The organism is Xenorhabdus doucetiae, assembly GCF_000968195.1.
GTDB lineage: Bacteria > Pseudomonadota > Gammaproteobacteria > Enterobacterales > Enterobacteriaceae > Xenorhabdus > Xenorhabdus doucetiae.
Window position 1 is genome coordinate 148248 of sequence record NZ_FO704550.1, and the last position, 19234, is coordinate 167481.

19 protein-coding genes and 1 pseudogene are annotated in these 19234 nt (G+C 41.9%); 8 read left to right on the forward strand and 12 right to left on the reverse strand.

Annotated features, from left to right (window positions below; all coding sequences use genetic code 11):
* Positions 1 to 72: 72 nt before the first annotated feature.
* Positions 73 to 1041 (forward strand): polysaccharide deacetylase family protein, encoded by a 969-nt coding sequence (locus XDD1_RS00700; RefSeq protein WP_045967873.1) that lies wholly within the window; start codon positions 73 to 75, stop codon positions 1039 to 1041.
* Positions 1042 to 1269: 228 nt separating this feature from the next.
* On the opposite strand, the gene XDD1_RS00705 is transcribed toward XDD1_RS00700, so the two are convergent.
* From XDD1_RS00705 to XDD1_RS00715, 3 genes are all read right to left on the reverse strand, one after another.
* Positions 1270 to 2172: a glycosyltransferase family 2 protein gene (locus XDD1_RS00705; RefSeq protein WP_045967875.1), complete on the reverse strand. Its 903-nt coding sequence runs from the start codon at positions 2170 to 2172 to the stop codon at positions 1270 to 1272.
* Between the two features lie 61 nt (positions 2173 to 2233).
* On the reverse strand, positions 2234 to 3232 hold the full coding sequence (locus tag XDD1_RS00710; RefSeq protein WP_045967877.1) for a glycosyltransferase family 2 protein: 999 nt from the start codon (positions 3230 to 3232) through the stop codon (positions 2234 to 2236).
* Positions 3233 to 3266: 34 nt separating this feature from the next.
* A complete protein-coding gene (locus XDD1_RS00715; protein ID WP_045967879.1) occupies positions 3267 to 4184 on the reverse strand; it encodes an ATP-grasp fold amidoligase family protein in 918 nt (305 codons plus the stop codon).
* Between the two features lie 618 nt (positions 4185 to 4802).
* Between XDD1_RS00715 and XDD1_RS00720 the strand changes: the two genes are divergently transcribed.
* A complete protein-coding gene (locus tag XDD1_RS00720) occupies positions 4803 to 5690 on the forward strand; it encodes a GNAT family N-acetyltransferase (protein ID WP_052705619.1) in 888 nt (295 codons plus the stop codon).
* Here XDD1_RS00720 and rfaC read toward each other — a convergent pair.
* Genes rfaC through rfaD form a run of 3 tightly spaced genes read right to left on the reverse strand, consistent with a single transcriptional unit; the run spans position 5670 to position 8644 of the window.
* Entirely contained in the window at positions 5670 to 6647 is a 978-nt protein-coding gene (gene rfaC / locus XDD1_RS00725; RefSeq protein ID WP_045967881.1) for a lipopolysaccharide heptosyltransferase RfaC, read from the reverse strand. The genes XDD1_RS00720 and rfaC overlap by 21 nt on opposite strands.
* Positions 6647 to 7696 (reverse strand): ADP-heptose--LPS heptosyltransferase RfaF, encoded by a 1050-nt coding sequence (gene rfaF / locus XDD1_RS00730; protein ID WP_045967883.1) that lies wholly within the window; start codon positions 7694 to 7696, stop codon positions 6647 to 6649. The genes rfaC and rfaF overlap by 1 nt, the downstream gene beginning before the upstream one ends.
* Before the next feature lie 9 nt (positions 7697 to 7705).
* Positions 7706 to 8644 carry an ADP-glyceromanno-heptose 6-epimerase gene (gene rfaD / locus XDD1_RS00735; RefSeq protein ID WP_045967885.1) on the reverse strand — a complete coding sequence of 313 codons (939 nt, stop codon included), beginning with the start codon at positions 8642 to 8644 and terminating at the stop codon, positions 7706 to 7708.
* 249 nt (positions 8645 to 8893) lie between these two features.
* Here rfaD and kbl point away from each other — a divergent pair, with 249 nt between their 5' ends.
* Positions 8894 to 10090 (forward strand): glycine C-acetyltransferase, encoded by a 1197-nt coding sequence (gene kbl, locus XDD1_RS00740; RefSeq protein ID WP_045967887.1) that lies wholly within the window; start codon positions 8894 to 8896, stop codon positions 10088 to 10090.
* Between the two features lie 9 nt (positions 10091 to 10099).
* Positions 10100 to 11125: an L-threonine 3-dehydrogenase gene (tdh, locus tag XDD1_RS00745; protein ID WP_045967889.1), complete on the forward strand. Its 1026-nt coding sequence runs from the start codon at positions 10100 to 10102 to the stop codon at positions 11123 to 11125.
* Here tdh and XDD1_RS00750 read toward each other — a convergent pair.
* The 5 genes and pseudogenes from XDD1_RS00750 to XDD1_RS00770 form a co-directional block, all read right to left on the reverse strand.
* Positions 11122 to 12030 (reverse strand): divergent polysaccharide deacetylase family protein, encoded by a 909-nt coding sequence (locus XDD1_RS00750; protein WP_045967891.1) that lies wholly within the window; start codon positions 12028 to 12030, stop codon positions 11122 to 11124. The two genes, tdh and XDD1_RS00750, sit on opposite strands and share 4 nt — an antisense overlap.
* A gap of 1 nt (position 12031) precedes the next feature.
* Positions 12032 to 13345: a murein hydrolase activator EnvC gene (gene envC / locus XDD1_RS00755; RefSeq protein WP_045967893.1), complete on the reverse strand. Its 1314-nt coding sequence runs from the start codon at positions 13343 to 13345 to the stop codon at positions 12032 to 12034.
* A gap of 123 nt (positions 13346 to 13468) precedes the next feature.
* Positions 13469 to 13630: pseudogene (locus tag XDD1_RS00760) on the reverse strand (helix-turn-helix domain-containing transcriptional regulator); the annotation flags it as partial.
* A gap of 10 nt (positions 13631 to 13640) precedes the next feature.
* On the reverse strand, positions 13641 to 14900 hold the full coding sequence (locus tag XDD1_RS00765) for a type II toxin-antitoxin system HipA family toxin (RefSeq protein WP_045967895.1): 1260 nt from the start codon (positions 14898 to 14900) through the stop codon (positions 13641 to 13643).
* On the reverse strand, positions 14897 to 15253 hold the full coding sequence (locus tag XDD1_RS00770; RefSeq protein WP_231854441.1) for a helix-turn-helix domain-containing protein: 357 nt from the start codon (positions 15251 to 15253) through the stop codon (positions 14897 to 14899). The genes XDD1_RS00765 and XDD1_RS00770 overlap by 4 nt, the downstream gene beginning before the upstream one ends.
* A gap of 289 nt (positions 15254 to 15542) precedes the next feature.
* Here XDD1_RS00770 and XDD1_RS00775 point away from each other — a divergent pair, with 289 nt between their 5' ends.
* From XDD1_RS00775 to cysE, 4 genes are all read left to right on the forward strand, one after another.
* On the forward strand, positions 15543 to 15980 hold the full coding sequence (locus XDD1_RS00775) for a rhodanese-like domain-containing protein (RefSeq protein ID WP_045967899.1): 438 nt from the start codon (positions 15543 to 15545) through the stop codon (positions 15978 to 15980).
* A gap of 76 nt (positions 15981 to 16056) precedes the next feature.
* Positions 16057 to 16527: a protein-export chaperone SecB gene (gene secB / locus XDD1_RS00780; protein WP_045967901.1), complete on the forward strand. Its 471-nt coding sequence runs from the start codon at positions 16057 to 16059 to the stop codon at positions 16525 to 16527.
* The gene (gene gpsA / locus XDD1_RS00785; protein ID WP_045967903.1) at positions 16527 to 17546 is read left to right on the forward strand and encodes an NAD(P)H-dependent glycerol-3-phosphate dehydrogenase; all 1020 of its coding nucleotides are present in this window, start codon (positions 16527 to 16529) and stop codon (positions 17544 to 17546) included. Before secB ends, gpsA begins: the two co-directional genes overlap by 1 nt.
* Positions 17547 to 17565: 19 nt before the next feature.
* Positions 17566 to 18387, forward strand: coding sequence for a serine O-acetyltransferase (cysE, locus tag XDD1_RS00790; RefSeq protein ID WP_045967905.1), 822 nt, complete (start codon positions 17566 to 17568; stop codon positions 18385 to 18387).
* A 75-nt stretch (positions 18388 to 18462) separates the two neighbouring features.
* Here cysE and trmL read toward each other — a convergent pair whose 3' ends face one another.
* Positions 18463 to 18966: a tRNA (uridine(34)/cytosine(34)/5-carboxymethylaminomethyluridine(34)-2'-O)-methyltransferase TrmL gene (gene trmL, locus XDD1_RS00795; protein WP_045967907.1), complete on the reverse strand. Its 504-nt coding sequence runs from the start codon at positions 18964 to 18966 to the stop codon at positions 18463 to 18465.
* Positions 18967 to 19234 lie beyond the last annotated feature (268 nt).

Consider the following 19234-nt stretch of genomic DNA (forward strand, 5'->3'; position numbering starts at 1 on the left):
ATTTATTTACTAAAACATTCTTAAGCAATATTACACTGTATCTTATTTATTTCTCCTTTGAGTATGTATCTCATGACACAACCTGCATTCATCATCACAATTGATACTGAAGGTGATAACCTTTGGCAAAACAGTGAGCATATTTCTACCGAAAATACACGTTATCTACCACGGTTTCAGAGTTTATGTGAGCGTTTCGGATTCAAACCTGTTTGGCTGACTAACTATGAGATGGCAATGGATGATAGCTATATCGAATTCGCTCAAGACGTGATAGCCAGAAATACGGGTGAAATTGGGATGCATTTGCATGCCTGGAATAGTCCACCCATTATTCCCCTTACTGATGATGATATGCGTTACAAGCCATATCTGATTGAATATCCCAGAGATCAAATTAAAGCCAAAATTGATTTAATGACCAAACTTTTGGAAGATAAGCTCCAGACTAAGATGTTGAGCCATCGTGCTGGTCGTTGGGCATTTAACGAATATTATGCACAATTGCTGGTTGAGTATGGATATCAGGTAGATTGCTCTGTTACCCCAAAAATTAATTGGCAGTTGACCAAAGGTAATCCTAATGGAAATGGCGGAACAGACTATAGTCATTTTCCTGCTCGTGCTTATTTTATGGATTTGCAGGATATTGCCAAAGAAGGCGATTCTTCGTTATTGCAAGTTCCGATGAGTATTCAATATAAGCACTCTGCGATGATGAACTTCGTTAAGCAGAAATATGATCGATTGAGAGGAAAACAGCGTTCACCATCGGTTAACTGGTTGCGACCAAAAGGTGGGAATTTGGCGCAGATGAAAACAGTTATTCAGCAAACTTTAGCGAATGGCAGTGATTATGTTGAGTTTATGTTACATTCGTCTGAATTTATGCCGGGAGGAAGCCCAACATTTAAGAATGAAGAACAGATTGAACAGCTGTATCGCGATTTGGAAGGATTGTTTGAATTTTTGCAGCCATTGGTGAAAGGAATGACGTTGGAGGAATATTACAGTCAAAAGAGACTGGGAATTTTGAACTAACTTATAAGTAATTAGCTAGGCCCTAAATAGCGCTTCAAAATGATAGGAGCAAAATTTGTCCCGCGCGTCGCACGGGGCAAGATTGCAAACTCTCACTATTATGAATAACTATTTAGATTTGGTGTGTTAAATAAATATTAATAGTTATATTATGTGAAAATTATCACTATCAAAACAATATTTTATAAAAAAACCTCTTAGTTGGAGTGTTTATTAAAATATGTAACTTTATAATTTTAATAACTTTTTCTTAAAACTAAGCCTTACTTTGGGATCTAAGAAATATGAAATTTTACTGGTTTTCTTTATTATATTTTTTAGATCTATTTTTTTTTCATGAGATAATAATTCTTCATTTTTAAAAAGATGTTCAATGGCGTGACTCGCAACAAGATTATGGTATCTGTCATCAAATTTATCATTCATATACAGAATTACATCAGCCATAATATCAGCCTTCTGACGAGTAATCTTATTTGATAAGCTATCACTACGTTTTATATAATTATAAAATACAGTATTTGTTATAAATATATTTTCACTTTTTATTAAAATATCTGGGAAAATTAATGCATCTTCATAACAAGAAACTTCGGGTATTTCAATATTATTAAATAAATTTTTATTAAAAAACTTACTACATAGGTGTGCCTGGAATTTTTTGTGAATTAAAAATGTTTGTATTGCTTTGTGTTTCGTTAATTTTGTCGGAGTTGAAAAAATTGATTGTTCAACATAATCAGATTTATTGTTTACGTCGTTTATTTTTGAAATTAATATATCAACTTTATTAGACATCAGAAAATCAATGAGTTTATGTATATCAAATTGAGGTAAGGTATCATCACCATCAATAAATGTTATATATTCGCCTCTGCTATTTTTTATAGCAAAATTCCGTACTTTTCCAATATTTCCAAATTCAGTTCTAATATATTTGAATTCTTTTTCTGAATTTGCAAATTCTATCATTATATTAGATGTATTATCGATTGATTTATCGTCAATCAATACGACTTCAACTTCGTGTCCAGAGTAATTTTTAATACATTTTTTTATACTAATTAAACAATTTGATATAAAATACTCAAAATTATGTGCAGTGACAATAATAGATAATATAGGTTTCATGATAATCCTCAATATTTAAAATTAAAACCACCATATTATATAAATTTCTGTTAGATAACATCTACAGTAATGATTTTATTTTTTTTCTGTTAGTTAGATATAAAAATCTTGAATATGTTTTTAGTGCAATACCTAACAATTCGTTTGTTTTGGCTCGTGAATATAATTTAAATCTTTTTGAAATCACAACATCATAAATATTTTTCTTATATTCAAGTGATGATGAAAGGGTCATTTTCTTGGCAGAATCTTTTAAAATTTTATCTAATTCAATAATCTCGTTTGCTGATAATTTATTAGAAGAATTTATCTTAATAAGATTGTCAATATCTATCTTAATGCCTAAAGTAGACATTATTTTAAGTTGTGACAAGGCGGCATAAAATCGTTGCTCACTGTAATAGTGAGTTCTATTTTTATCTGGGTGTATCCTATATTTTAATAAAACATCAGATAAATTTATAAACTTGTGGTTATTGTCTATTGCCATAAAAAATAATTTAGCCCATAAGCCATAATCTTGCGCTTTTTTATAATCTTCGGGATAAATGGGGTCTAATTTTAACAAAATATCTTTTCTCATCATCACAGTAGGATGATAAAATGGGCAATCAAATATAATGCTGGATATGATTTTATCATGGCTCAAAGGGGGAGTTTTGTTATTATTAGGTTCTTCATATATACTCATTGCCGTGCCACATACGATAGTGTCTGGATAATTCATCATATGTTGGTATTGGATTTTTAACCTATCAGGGAATGAAAAGTCATCAGCATCCATTCTAGCGATAAATTTTCCTTTAGCTAAAGATATAGCTATATTCAAGGACTTAGCAAGACCCATGTTATTAGTGTTATTTATTATTTTTATTCTTTTATCTTTATTTTGAAACTCTAATAATATATTAGCAGTTTTATCTGTGGATGCATCATCAATTATGATAAATTCATAGTTATTAAAAGACTGTTCTAAAATTGAATTTATTGCTTCAGATAAAAACTCTTCTCCATTAAAAACAGACATTACAACAGATATTTCAGGTTGTTCTTTGTTCATACTTTTCTCATTTTAACTAATACTATAATTTACATTATTTTTTAAAATATTTTTTGGTATTTAAGTCTAATTTAATAAGATCTCCCATAATCTTATCAATGTTTTTATTCTCTTCATTATTCAACTCTCTATCCATTCCAGCAGAGTGGATAAAGGTAAGTTCACCAAAATTTATAATTCCGTCATTTAAATATAGATCTACTCGCACAAATGGAAACGGTTTTGCTAGCTTCATTGCATAGTCAAATAATTTTTCAAAATTTTGGGGTTTTTCAAGCTTAGAAATATTAGCATCAAGGTAATCTACTCCATAAGGTAAAAGGTGCCAGTTTTCATCCATGAAATAAAACTTTGGTTTCTCTGACTCTCTTTCAGTGCAAACCATAACAAATTTTGGTTTTCCATTAAAACAAAATATCTTATAATCATAAGGTAATGCTCCATTTGATGTTTCAATGAATTTTTCGCATATTATTTTTTTGGGGATATCTCTATATACTAATTCTACAGCTTTACGCCAATAGTCTTCTTTCATCCAGTTGTTTAGTTTTTTTACTGTTTTATCTATATTCAAATTACTTTTATCTTTACATATTATATTATAACCAGCACCATGATTACATTTCATAACAAACTTATTTGGTAATTTACTCCAATCAATATCACTAGCTTTATCCCAACTAGCATATATTGGTATCAATATCTCTTGACAACCATTTTCTGATACATAGTCTCTGACTGAGAACTTATCAGCACACTTAATAACAAGATTATTATCTTTATATGTGTTTAACTTTAGCCATTGTAGTTTTTCATTAAATGTAACTGGATTTTTTAAATTAAGTTGTTGGTTTAATCTTTGTTTATAAATTGATTTTGTTACAAACTCAGGGAATAATCCGCATCCATGGTAAAATAATTTATTTCTTAATATTTTTAAATATTTATTCATACTTAGTCTTTAACTAAAAAATTGATTCTTGAAAATAGTTTTTTACTATAACATAAAAATAATTAGATAGCATCAATCACAAATCAACATTTGTTCAAAAAGAGAGAATGTTTTGCGAGGAATTGTTCAAAAACGCTCCAGCTTTAACCTGCAAATATGATTTTATTGGTGTTATTTTCCTTGTTGTCAGTGCTTATAGTTAGCTCTAAAATCCAGAGCTGCGCTGGGCAAGATTGACTCCTATCATTTTAAAACATTATTTAGATGAAAACTTAAAAAACTTGGATTCACATAATAATTCCTTGTCTCAATTTATCAGAAAAACTAGCTAAAAAAAATGAAATTATGATCTATAATTTATCCATGTCTAGTGCAATAAATTCATTTAAGAAGATTAAGTTTAACTTGATTTCATAATGTATACCAATAATTGTTTTTTTGGTTATGTTTATTTTATCTGGAAAGTAGATATATAATTATATTTTTTCGCCTCAAAATGAAATATATTTACTTTTATTCTATTAAAACAACTTAATCAGTAGTTTTTGTGTAAAATAATCTTTTAAGAAAAACATGAACAACTTTTGTATTAAAAGAGCTAATTTTATAGGATTGAACATGATGAAAATAAAAACACTCCTTTCAGGATGGAAAGAATGCAGTTTTGAACAGTATAAAGAAGCTCATGCTCTTTTTGGGGGATGTACATCAACGCATCCCAATATTGTATCTTTTTTGGATAGGCACCTTGCTGGGCAGTTTTGCTTTTATATCAAAAAAACAGAATTTGGAATTAAAGGTGCTTGTTTTTCCTTAAAAAACAAAAAATTAATTGAAGAAATGCAAACTAGATACCCAATTTCATATGATGAGCTTGTTTTCCCTATTGCCGCAGACGCAAAAGTATTTTTACCTGTAAAATCAAAAAGATTATCTCCAATTCATAAAAATAATTTTATCAATACCAGTTTCAACTCCCGATTGAACAAACGAAAAGTTTGCCTAATCAAAGACAGTTTTTCTTACAAAACCCGCCGTAATCGCAGTAATGAAATTAATAAATTCAAACGTGCGGGGGGCGAAATTCGTTCCTCAAATGAGTTCAGTGTAGAAGAATTGGTGAATATTTATATCGATTTGTATCAGAAACGTTGGAATTATTGCCATTCTGAGGAGCAAAAAAAACACTTGCTTGAAATATATACTGAGCTTCGTGAGCATATATTTGGCAGTGTGTTACTGATTAATGGCAAACCATGTGCCTACGATTTTGTTCTGTGGGCGAATAGTCCTAAATGGATCTCCTTTGATGCCATTAATGGGGGCTATGATCCTGAATATGCACATCTTAGTGTTGGTAGTATCTTGATGTGGGTGAATACCCAAGAAGCAAAAGCACTGTGTCAACAGGCAGACAAAATTATGCGTTACTCACTGGGTAATCCTACATTTGAATATAAAAATCGCTGGTGTGAAATATTGCCATTAGGCAAAGTGCTTTTTTAATATGTCGCCCAAGAGCAACATAACCTCCGACGGCATAATCCCCTCCATCGTATTATCTGCCGATTTCAGAGGATGTTGCTCTTTCCCGTACCCACCAATCAAACCCGGATCAGTCGGCCCAAATAGCGTAATGTTGGGTCGATCAAGGGCTGCCGTAAGATGGCTTAATCCTGTATCAACCGAAACCACCGCTTTTGCTCCCGCCAGAACGTGTGCGATTTCGGCCAATGTCAGTTTTGGCAGCACATCAACATGAGAAAATCCCTCAGCGAGCCTGAGTGCCCGCTGGTGTTCGTGCCCTGCACCCCAAGGCAGTTTGATACGCAGGCCGGTGGGTGCGATATGGGCGATAAGTTGCCGCCAGTGATTTTCAGGCCAATGTTTTTCATCGCGCGTGGTTGCATGGAGGAAAACCAGATAGTTATTCAGGTTATGACTTTCCTCACGCAAAAAATGGCGGGCGATAGCATAATCACCTTGTTCCGACGGTTTTTTATAGCCCAAACTATCCGCAAATAAATCCCGAATGCGTTCAACCGCATGTTGTTGTTTGCTGACAGCATGGCAATGGTCGTAGAAGACGCTGGCGATGGGTTCACGGATGCTTTTTTTATCGTAACCATGCTTTGGACCAGAGGCCAGGCGAGTGACCAAAAAAGCACTTTTTAACAGGCCTTGGGCGTCAATGATGGCGTCATATTGGTGCTGTTGCAGTTGTTGCCTGAATTGGGCCCGTTCTGCACGAATATCTTTGCTGAACCAATTTTTTCGCCAGCGGCGGATCGCCACGGGGATCACCTTTTCGACCGCATTGTGCCAGGTTGGAATTTGGGCAAATCCTTCTTCCACCACCCAATCAAATTCGATATCAGGAAAATGCTGTTTCGCATCAGTTAATGCCGGCAGAGTATGTAATACATCCCCCATTGAAGAGGTTTTTACCAATAAAACACGCATTAATTTTGGCTCTCCGCCTGTAGCAGTTTCTCTAATGAAGCTAAAACCGTTTCAGGTTGAATATCAATCAGGCTTTGGTGATAGCCACCGTCACGGTCACCTTTGCGGATTTTATGATAGCCGGTAATCAGGCGGATCACTTCCGCTTTATTTGAGAGAGGAGGCGTAAAATCCGGGCTGCTGGGTCCATATAATGCGACTAAAGGACGGTTTAAGGCGGCTGCCACATGCATCAAACCTGAATCGTTGGTGACGACAGAATCGCAGGCCGCAATCAGATTGACGGCTTGCTCAAGTGACGTTTTCCCGGCCAAATTAAGGCAATCTTCGCGGGCATCATCGCTTAAAAGTGCACGAATATCTTCACCCGCTTGATGATCTTTGGCGGAGCCAAACAGCAAAACCTGATAACCTTTTTGGCTAATTAACTGCCCGGCAAGGGCGGCATAGTGATAATGCGGCCAGCGTTTGGCGGGGCCGAATTCGGCACCGGGGCAGAAACCAATCATCGGGCGGTGATCCGCAATATTAAAGGCTGAGGTGGATTCTGCTATATCTTCGTCATTGACACTTAATCGCGGCCATAACAAAGGTTGTGGAAGTTCATCAGCGTTACGCAGTTTCCCTTCATAGGCGAGGGCGGCATAACGTTGAACCATCAGTGGAAAAGCAGGCTTATTCAGGACCCGGAGGTCATTCAGTAACCCGTAACGCATTTCACCGCGCCAGCCTGTACGCAGCGGGATATTGGCGAAGAAAGGAACCAGCGCAGATTTGAATGAGTTGGGCAAGACATAGGCACGATCGTATCTGTTTTCCCGCAATGCGTGACCAAGGCGGCGGCGCTCCCCCAAAGCAAGGGCACCATGACCCAGAGGCATGGCTACCGCCTGACTCACTTCCGGCATTTTTGCCAATAATGGGCGGCACCATGCCGGTGCCATCACATCAATTTCTGCATCGGGGTACAAATCTTTCAAAGTACGGTAGAGGCTTTGTGACATCATCATGTCGCCCACCCATGATGGGCCGATCACCAATATCTTCATAGACGTCGATTAATTATCCTGATTGAGCCATTGCATATATTCAGCGACACCTTCGGCGACGGTCTTGAACGGTTCTTTATAACCGGCAGCACGCAGTTTTGTCAGGTCGGCTTGCGTGAAACTCTGGTAACGGCCTTTTAATTTTTCCGGAAAATCGATGTATTCCACAACGGGGGATTTTTCTTGATGGAATCCAGTCACCGCGTCTGCCACCGCCTGAAAAGATTCAGCGCGGCCGGTTCCGCAGTTAAAAATGCCGGAAACGCCATTTTTCCAGAACCACAGATTAACGGCGGCAACATCACCGACATAGATAAAATCGCGGCAGAAATGTTCGCTGCCGGCAAATAACTTCGGATTCTGTCCCTGATGGATCTGATTGTTCAAATGAAAGGCAACACTGGCCATGCTGCCTTTATGCCCTTCGCGCGGCCCGTAGACATTGAAATAACGGAAGCCACAAACTTGAGAGTCCGCGTGAGGCAAAATATCGCGCACATACTGGTCAAACAGGAACTTGGAGTAGCCATAAACATTGAGCGGTTTTTCATACTGACGCTCTTCAATGAAATTGTCACTGCGGCCACCGTAAGTCGCAGCAGAAGAGGCATACAGGAACGGAATTTGACGTTCAAGGCAATAATGCAGGATATCTTTGGAGTACTGATAATTATTGTCCATCATATACTTACCATCCCATTCGGTGGTGGATGAGCAAGCACCTTCATGGAAAATGGCATCAATATCACCCAAATCATCACCCGCAACAATGCTGGCAATGAAATCTTCCTTATCCATGTAATCGGTGATGTCCAAATCAACCAAATTGACAAACTTTGTGCCGTCTTTCAGGTTATCAACAACCAGAATATCCTTATAGCCTTCGTCATTCAGTGCCTTGACAATATTGCTGCCAATAAACCCTGCGCCACCAGTGACAATAATCATTTGGCTCACCTCTAAATAGTCAGTTCATTTCATCTATTGGGTCGATCTTTGCCGCGTATAATAGCATTTAACCCTACTGACGACAGCAGCTTAAACAGGAGAATATCGTGAAACCTTGCCGCATGTCAGTCTCTAAGCCGTGATCCGCTTTACAAACTTGATATTATCTTTCTGGTCGTGTCGTCACTGGCCGAATCTGTCAGTAAAATGCATCAGCCTTTCACTTAGTTAGGGAATCAGGAGAGCAAAATGTCAGCATCGTTTTATCAGAAAATGAATGAACAGTTGGAGCAAACCCGTTCTGAAGGGTTGTTCAAAAATGAGCGTATTATCACTTCTGCCCAAAATGCCAATATTGCGGTTGCTGAGGGTAACCAGGTTGTTAATTTTTGTGCCAATAACTATTTAGGCTTGGCGAATCATCCCGACCTGATCGCGGCGGCAAAAGCCGGCATGGATAGCCACGGTTTTGGCATGGCATCCGTTCGCTTTATCTGTGGGACGCAAGACGCCCATAAAGAATTAGAAAATAAGATCGCTGAATTTTTGGGGATGGAAGACGCCATTCTGTACTCCTCGTGCTTTGATGCAAACGGCGGCTTGTTTGAAACCCTGTTTGGGCCAGAAGATGCCATTATCTCTGATGCCCTGAACCATGCCTCCATTATTGATGGTATCCGTTTATGCAAGGCGAAACGTTACCGCTATGCCAATAACGATATGCAAGAATTAAAGGTCCGTTTGGAACAGGCAAAAGCCGAAGGGGCACAAAATATCCTGATCGCAACGGACGGGGTATTTTCCATGGATGGCGTTATTGCTGACCTGAAATCCATCTGTGATTTGGCGGATGAATTTGGTGCGCTGGTCATGGTGGATGATTCCCATGCGGTGGGTTTTGTGGGTCAGCAGGGTCGCGGCACCCATGAATATTGTGATGTGATGGGGCGTGTTGACATTATCACCGGTACGTTGGGTAAGGCACTGGGCGGCGCATCGGGGGGTTATACCGCGGCGCGCAAAGAAGTGGTTGAGTGGTTGCGCCAGCGTTCACGCCCATACCTGTTCTCCAACTCGCTGGCTCCTGCCATTGTCGCGGCATCAATCAAGGTGCTGGATATGCTGAAAAATGGCGATGATCTGCGTGAGCGTCTCTGGAAAAATGCGAATTTGTTCCGTGAGAAAATGACGGCGGCAGGCTTCACGCTGGCAGGGGCGGATCATGCCATTATCCCGGTTATGTTGGGAGATGCGAAACTGGCACAGGCATTCGCCGCAGCACTGTTGAAAGAAGGGATTTATGTGATTGGGTTCTTCTACCCGGTGGTGCCTAAAGGTCAGGCGCGTATCCGGACCCAGATTTCTGCCGCCCATACTGAAGAGCAGATTGAACATGTGGTGGCGGCATTTACACGCATTGGCAAGCAACTGAATGTCATTGCTTAAGGTATCATTATGAAAGCATTATCTAAATTAAAGCCAGAGGAAGGTATCTGGATGACCGAGGTGCCCGCGCCGGAACTTGGGCACAACGATGTGATGATTAAAATCCGTAAAACCGCCATTTGTGGGACGGATGTTCACATCTATAACTGGGATGATTGGTCGCAAAAAACCATCCCGGTTCCGATGGTCGTCGGGCACGAATATGTGGGTGAAGTCGTTGCCATGGGGCAGGAGGTCAAAGGCTTCAAGGTGGGCGATCGCGTATCCGGCGAAGGCCATATCACGTGTGGTCACTGCCGTAACTGCCGTGGCGGGCGTACCCATTTATGCCGCAATACCACTGGCGTTGGGGTGAACCGTGAAGGCGCTTTTGCTGAATATCTGGTTATTCCCGCCTTTAATGCGTTTAAAATTCCCGACAATATTCCCGATGAGCTGGCGGCGATTTTTGATCCCTTCGGCAATGCAGTGCACACCGCGCTCTCTTTTGATTTGGTGGGCGAAGATGTACTGGTATCCGGCGCTGGCCCTATCGGGATTATGGCGGCAGCGGTGTGTAAGCATGTCGGCGCCCGTCATGTTGTGATTACCGATGTGAATGAATACCGGCTTGAACTGGCGCGCAAAATGGGCGTCACCCGCGCGGTGAATGTCAGCAAAGAAAAATTGACGGATGTGATGGCCGAACTGGGCATGACGGAAGGTTTTGATATCGGTCTGGAGATGTCAGGGGCACCACCGGCTTTCCGTACCTTGCTCGATACGATGAACCACGGCGGACGTATCGCTTTGTTGGGGATTCCTCCCTCCGATATGGCGATAGATTGGAATCAGGTCATCTTTAAGGGACTGTTTATTAAGGGAATCTACGGGCGTGAGATGTTCGAAACCTGGTACAAGATGGCGGCCTTAATCCAGTCTGGCCTGGATTTGTCCCCGATCATTACTCACCAGTTCCCGATTGATGATTACCAGCAAGGCTTTGATGTCATGCGATCAGGGCAATCTGGCAAAGTTATCTTAAATTGGGATTAAAAGTTATCACAGGCACCTTGGTTTTGGGTGCCTGTTTGATTACCCCAAAGTTTCTGCATGTATCGGTTTAAAGTATGAAAGAGCGCATTATCAGATAATATCTTTTTTACCCTCTTGAGCGATTCCCATTGCGTTTCCGGCACTGGTTTTGCTTCTTTATGGGGCCTTATGCCGTTGCGCACAGTTTGAGTATCGTTCAACAACATGCCGGGTGTGACCAGTTCAATATCATGGGGTAATCCCGCCAGTGCTTGCTGTAGGGCACGCAACGTGGTGGGATGCGGGTGCCCAATGGCAACAGCAGAACCTTGCCTGCGGGCGAGGGCGATCGCACGGCTGAGTTGATGCCGTGTTTCGGCTTCGGTTTGAATATTATCTAAAAAAACATTTCGCCGCAGTACCGGAACAGACGTTCCCATTGCGGCTTTTGTGACTTGTGCATTGCCGATAGTCACGCTGTCCAGAAAATAGAGGCGGCTTTGGGATAGCACCTGCATGACCTTTTCCATGCCTTTGAGATTCGAGGTCATGGCGCTGCCCATATGATTATTCATCCCAACAGCATAAGGCACTTTCTGGATCGCATCTTGAATAATGCGGGCAATTTCTTCCCGGCTCATGGCCGGATGGAGAGTATTTTTCTCCAGAGGTTGCTGGCTCAATGGTGCCATTGGCAGGTGGATTAAAATCTCCCGCCCCTGCTGATGAGCTTTTTCCGCTATTTTCCTGCCATGCGGGGAATTGGGCAGGATGGCGATTGAAACCGCAACCGGCAGTTGTAATAGCTTATTGTCCTCATTAACACGATAGCCAACATCATCAATGACGATGGCTAAACGTGCCGCGTGAGTATTAAAAGTAAACAGCAATAATGTGCAGAATAACAGAGACCGTATCTTCGCCATCCTATTTCCCTAACCACGGTAATGGGTTAACCGCCCGGCCCTGACGGCGGATTTCAAAGTACAGTGAAGGCTGTTGTTGCCCGCCGCTGCTGCCAACCAGCGCGATGGGCTGGCCTGCCCGAACTTGTTGCCCGACACTGACCAATGTGCTCTGGTTGTAACCGTAAATGCTCATATCGCCTTTACCGTGTTCAAGTACAACAACCAGTCCATAGCCTTGCAGCCAGTCTGCCAGTAATACCCGCCCGTCTGAGATTGCTCTGACTTCTGTCCCTTCCGCTGCGGAGATAACCACCCCTTTCCAGCGCAGTTCACCTTGTATCGCCTCGCCAAAGTTATGGATAACCCGGCCGCGTACCGGCCATATCGCTTGCCCGGCAGGGCGGCCAAGGCCACCCGTCCGCGCCATCAGCGCACGTTCTTCTTCCGTGGGTTTGTATCTGGCGCCTTTTTGTTGTGCTTGTTTCTGTTTAGCGGCAACTTGGGCACGAACGCGAGCCGCTTCACGGGCTTCACGTTCAGCGCGCGCTTTAGCTTCCCGTTCCGCTTTTTCAATCTTATTCCTCAACCGGGCTTCATTTTGCCGAAGTTCTGTAAGGCTTTGTTGATCTTTCTTCAATGAAGACTCAAGTGTCGTTAATGTTTTTTGCCGCGCGCTGCGGGCAATTTCCATCTTTTGTTTTTGCTGTTTTTGGCTGCTCAGTATCTCTTTCTGTTCGCTCTGTTTTTCCAGTTGCAGTTTTTTTTGCTGGTTAAGTGCTTCGGTGGTTTTTTGCAGCTTGGTGATAGTTTCCTGGCGTGCCTGATTCAAGTAACTGTAATAGGCGAGAATACGTTCTTTGCGCTGATTTTCCTGCCCATTCAGCAATAACTCTAAACCTTGGTGATTGCCTTGCCGGAAAGCCGCATTCAATTGGTTGGCAAGTAATTGACGTTGTTCTTTTTGTTGGGTTTGCAGGTGTTTGATATTGGCATTCAGTGATGAGACTTCGTTTTCGAGTTTATTCAGGCGAGTTTGTGTCGTGTGCAGCGAACGCCCCACTTCTGAGATGGTACTTTCTTGTTCTTTTAATTGGTTAACCAGATCAGTACGTTGCTTTTGTTGCTGTTTGACACTTTTCTCTTTCTCAGCAATATCCTGCTGAATATCTTTAAGCTGATTTTTATTGTCTGAAATCTGATTGGCGAAAGTATTTGTACTGAAGCTGAAAAAGGTGAACAACAAAGCAAAGAGATATAACACTCTGATTTTATTTTGCTTCTTATATTGTTCCTGCCGATGGTTACGGCTTGTTAGATCCTTATTTTCAGCCATCTTATTCAGTACCCTGCTGCGACATAGCGCCTGATTATTCCATGAGGAATGGTCCCTGACCAGAGAACAGCCTGTTTTTTATCATTAATATAAATTTTAGTTAATTTAGAAAAATCCGCCGTAACCGCTTGCTTCTACAACATGGCGCACTGCTATAAGAAATGCTTCCTGTCCGCCTTCTTCATCTATATCAACCAACGCCTGATGCAGATAATGCTGTGCAAACTCAGGATGTTCACGGAGAAGCGGCACCATTGCATCATCATGTAAACGTGCTTTGGTCATAATTGGCCCTTCATTTCTCAAAAAAATCATGATCCCGCTCAAGGGTGTTAAAAATCCCTTTACCTGCATCATAAGGGATTTTTAATCTTTTAAATTCATTTTCCCAATTGGATAACGACTCTAGTGTTTGGTCTATATAATCATCTGCTTTAAGGTACTTATATTCAGAACAAATTTCTTTAATACGTTTTCTTGTTGCTCTTCCTGTATTATTACCGCCAAATCCTGTCGTATGTTCCCCTAATGCGTTTGAAAAAGTTAAATCATAAGCTGGTGATAATACCCATTCTTTTTCTTCATTATGAAGAAATGCAAAGTTCTTTGTGTGATCATCATAATTATGTGATAACGCATTAAAAATCATTAATCTAGCCATCTTCTCTACTTCTTTTGCATTTTTCGTTAATACGTTAGTTAGTTTTAATAAGGTAGGATAGTCCATCGATGGGAATCTGAAGTTAGCATACATAAGTGCAGAAACAGTTATCATGTGAATTTTTCTATTCTGTTGCCTATCAAATCGCTTAGTAGCAAAAAAGTATTCTTTTGTTCCATCAGGCATATCAACATGAAGCAAAGCAGATTCTGCCATATGAACACCAGCAGTTCTGGCCATTTCAGAATAGGCAAATTCTATAGCTCCTGTTTCAACAGCTTCATTTAAAGATCTAAATTTTACAATCCAATGTTCATAGCCTTCAGGTATCGAGCCAAAAGCAGTGGTTGCATGGCGCCCATCAGGTGACAATGCAACCACTGCTTTTGGTCTAGCTCCGCCAGGTGAGCCTCCCGCTAAACGTAATTTAGATAAAACATTCGAAGTCTCACCTTGCTGAACTTTTATAGATTCTTCAAATAATTCTGAGAACTCAAGATACTCCATAGCCTCTGTTTTTTCAGTTTTAGGATGATATTCAAGAGACCCCATGCCACGGTCACCTATATATGCCAGACGGTCCAATGCAGTCATAGCGTGGCACGCCCCATTGCCAAATTTACTGTCAAAAAACCTATCCATCAGCAACATTCCCCAACCATCAGGTAATGAGTCTGCAAAAGGTCCGTGTAATCCCTCAAAAAGCCGGGGATCTTTGGCTAGTTGAGGCTTTTCATCAAAAGCCATAGTCAGAGGTGATAAATTAAACCCTGAAGCTAACCAATTATTATCATAAGTGAAATAAATCCCTTTACCTTGAATCTTGGTAAGCATTCCAACTTTTATACCACTGCACAAAACATCAAGATGCTCTATATGTTTAAATTTGTTCATCTTGTCCCCCTTTGACGTTTGGCGTTGTTTAATTCTTCATATGTACTTAGATATTCAGCCTTAAAAAGATTGGACATCGAACCTAACGCATCTAAATGAGTTGCTAAAAGAATCATTGCCTCTAAAGTAATCGTTCCTTTAGTTTCAAATCTTTTGATCGTGGACTCAGAAACCCCTGACTTTTCAGCTAAAGTTTTTCTGGATAAATTCTTGGATAATCTAAGATTTTTGGCATTTTGACCAATATTAGCAGCTAATTCAGATGGTGAATAAAGTAAATGAATAAAAGACATCATCCCTCCAAACCATAAAATAACAGATCTTATAAGACCCATTAAAGGTATAATTTGCAAATAATAGCTCAAATATGAACAATTATGTCAAAAATAATATTTAGGATAAAGTGTGATTACAACATCCTCGCCCGATAGGACAGCGGGAAATCACTATCACATGAAATATTTCAATGATGCATTACAATCAAGTTGTTCGTGGGGGATTTTTAAATTTTTCTCGAAACTCTCCGCAAAAATGGCACAAATATGCCCGGCATGGGTGCTAATTGGCTGTAATTGAGGCAACACACAGGTATACTCTTTGCCTTAGATATTTGTTATTAACCAACGGGAGTTGTTGCCCTCCATGCTGCAAGAAATCATGCAATTTATTAGCCGGAACACGATCCTGAGCCTTGCCTGGATTGCACTGCTGGTGGCTGTCATCGTGATGACAGTAAAAAGCGTGTTCTCCAAGAGTAAAGAGATCACCCGTGCTCAGGCCATCCATTTCATTAATAAGGAAAATGCTGTCGTCGTGGATTTACGCTCCCGTGACGATTTCCGCAAAGGGCATATCATTGGTTCCGTTAACCTGACGCCATCTGAGATTAAAGACAATAACTTAGGTGAGTTGGAGAAACATAAAAAACAGCCTGTCATCGTCGTTTCCGCCAATGGGCTGGAATCCAGAACACCAGCGGAGAATCTGGTGCGTTTGGGCTTTGAGCAGGTCTATTCCCTGAAAGAAGGGGTTGCCGGCTGGTCGGGTGAAAACCTGCCATTAGCTCGCGGCAAGAAATAACGAACTGAGGTGCAGGCAAGCAGGCTTGCATGATTGAAAAGTTTCATAAGGACATCTGAAAAAGGTAAACATGATTATGTCAGAACAAAACAACACAGAAATGGCTTTCCAGATCCAGCGTATTTACACGAAAGATGTGTCTTTCGAAGCACCAAAAGCGCCGCAGGTTTTCCAGCAGGATTGGCAGCCGGAAGTCAAATTGGATCTGGACACGGCTTCCAGTGAATTGGTTCAGGGCGTTTATGAAGTTGTTCTGCGCGTTACCGTTACCGCGATGCTGGGAGAAGAAACGGCGTTTCTGTGTGAAGTTCAGCAGGCGGGTATTTTCTCTATCGATGGCATCGAAGGCACCCAGTTGGCACACTGCTTAGGCGCATACTGCCCGAACATTCTGTTCCCGTATGCCCGTGAGTGCATCACCAGCCTGGTCGGTCGTGGTACTTTCCCACAACTGAATTTGGCACCCGTTAACTTTGATGCCCTGTTCATGAACTATCTGCAACAGCAGGCTGAACCCCAGCCTAATGAGGCTGAACAGGAAGCTTAATGAATACTGCTTCTATGACAGTGATCGGTGCCGGTTCATACGGCACCGCCTTAGCCATTACACTGGCTCGCAATGGGCATCAAGTGGTGCTTTGGGGGCATAACCCTGCGCACGTCAATGCCTTGCAACAAGCGCGTTGTAACCAGGCCTTTTTACCGGATGTTCCTTTTCCTGACAGCTTATTACTTGAGGCTGACTTGCAGCGGGCGGTTTCAGCCAGCCGCAATATCCTGATCGTGGTTCCCAGCCATGTTTTCGGTGATGTCTTACAGCAGATAAAACCCCATTTACAACCTGACAGCCGGATTGTTTGGGCGACCAAGGGGCTTGAAGCTGAAACCGGGCGCTTATTGCAAGATGTCGCCCGTGAACAATTAGGTAACGAAATCCCTCTGGCCGTCGTTTCTGGCCCGACATTTGCCAAAGAACTCGCGGCAGGTTTACCCACCGCAATTGCTGTTTCTGCCACAACGTCCGAATTTGGTGAAGAGCTGCAACAATTCTTCCATTGCGGTAAAAGTTTTCGGGTCTACAAAAACCCGGATTTTATTGGCGTACAGCTCGGCGGAGCAATAAAAAATGTTATTGCAATTGGCGCAGGGATCTCTGATGGTATGGGATTCGGGGCGAATGCCCGCACCGCATTGATCACCCGTGGTCTGGCCGAAATGAGCCGCCTTGGGATCGCGTTGGGTGCCGATCCTTCCACCTTTATGGGCATGGCGGGATTAGGCGATTTAGTCCTGACTTGTACCGATAACCAATCCCGTAACCGTCGTTTTGGCATGATGTTAGGGAAAGGCATCGGTGTCGATGAAGCGCAGCGCGAAATCGGGCAAGTTGTTGAAGGATATCGCAATACGAAAGAAGTTCGTGCTTTGGCAGAGCGAGCGGGTGTTGAAATGCCAATCACAGAGCAGATCTACCAGATACTGTACTGCAATAAAAATGTGATTGAGGCTGCCCGGGCATTATTGGGAAGAGCTACCAGAGATGAGGGAGAAGGCTCTCACTCTTAAGTCAAATGGGAACACTGATATGTCGCGATCAGAACTGAACGAAGTCTGGGAAAATATAAAAAATGAAGCAAGGGCTCTGGCAGATTGTGAACCCATGCTAGCCAGCTTTTTTCACGCGACACTACTCAAGCATAAAAATTTGGGTAGTGCCTTGAGCTATATGCTGGCAAATAAGCTGGCATCACCGATTATGCCCCCTATTGAAGTCAGGGAAGTCGTTGAAAATGCGTACCGCAGTGATCCTAAGATGGTTGAATCAGCAGCCTGTGATATCAAAGCGGTTCGCCTGCGCGATCCGGCGGTCGATAAATATTCGACCCCATTGCTCTATCTTAAAGGCTTCCATGCCCTACAGGCTTACCGCATTGCACACTGGTTGTGGAAACAAGATCGCAAAGCACTGGCGATTTACCTGCAAAACCAAGTCTCAGTTTCATTTGGTGTCGATATCCATCCCGCCGCAAAGATTGGCTGTGGCATTATGCTCGACCACGCAACTGGCATTGTGATTGGTGAAACGGCAATTGTTGAAAACGATGTTTCCATCCTGCAATCCGTTACACTGGGTGGAACGGGTAAAACAGTGGGAGATCGTCATCCGAAAGTCCGTGAAGGGGTAATGATTGGTGCGGGAGCCAAAATCCTCGGCAATATCGAGATTGGCCGTGGCGCAAAAATTGGGGCAGGCTCGGTTGTATTAAGGCCAGTGCCACCGCATACCACCGTGGCAGGCGTACCGGCGAGGATTGTCGGTAAACCGGAAAGCGAGAAGCCATCACTGGATATGAACCAGCATTTCAATGGCATCAATAATGGATTTGAAAATGGGGATGGGATTTGAAATTCTGTCCTTTTCTTACGAGCATCAATAGATAGGATATTCAGCACGGATTAGGCGCTGAATATCCTATTAATCTTAATCCCGCAATAACGCACCCGGATAACCCAGTTGCCGCCATGCTTCAAACACCACCACCGCTACAGTATTAGAAAGATTCATACTGCGGCTATCCGCCAGCATAGGAATTCTGATCTTCTGTTCAGACGGCATATTATCTAACACATAAGGCGGCAACCCACGGGTTTCCGGGCCGAACATCAGATAATCACCATCACGATAACTCACATTACTGTGCGCCGGAGTACCTTTTGTGGTTAAGGCAAACAGGCGTGCCCCAGAAGGGGATTGTGAATTGACTGAACTGAGCCCTTCACTTTCCACGAATGCGTTGTAATCGTGATGCTGCTTAATGTTGGCGAACTCGTGGTAATCCAGCCCAGCGCGACGCAGGCGCTTATCATCCCAAGTAAAACCCAACGGTTGAATAAGATGAAGCTGACAACCTGTGTTAGCGCAAAGACGGATAATATTGCCTGTGTTAGGCGGGATTTCTGGTTCGAATAGGACGATGTTTAGCATGTTTTAAGTAAGTTGTTACGGATGTTTTCGCCGGAGATGGCTACAAGATAACGTGAAATTACGACTTTTAGGGGGTTTGGGTGAGTGGGGGTTTTTTAGCCAAGCCTGAATTAAACTTCGAAGTGCGACACTATGCTGTTGTTTTTAATTCCTCAAAAAACACCTTTGGTGGCCTAAATCTGACGTTCTGCAGCTATATCTGTAATATTTTGATTTTTAGGTATTCGTACTCTTTTCATGCTTATGTTGTTTTTTATTGAAATCAATT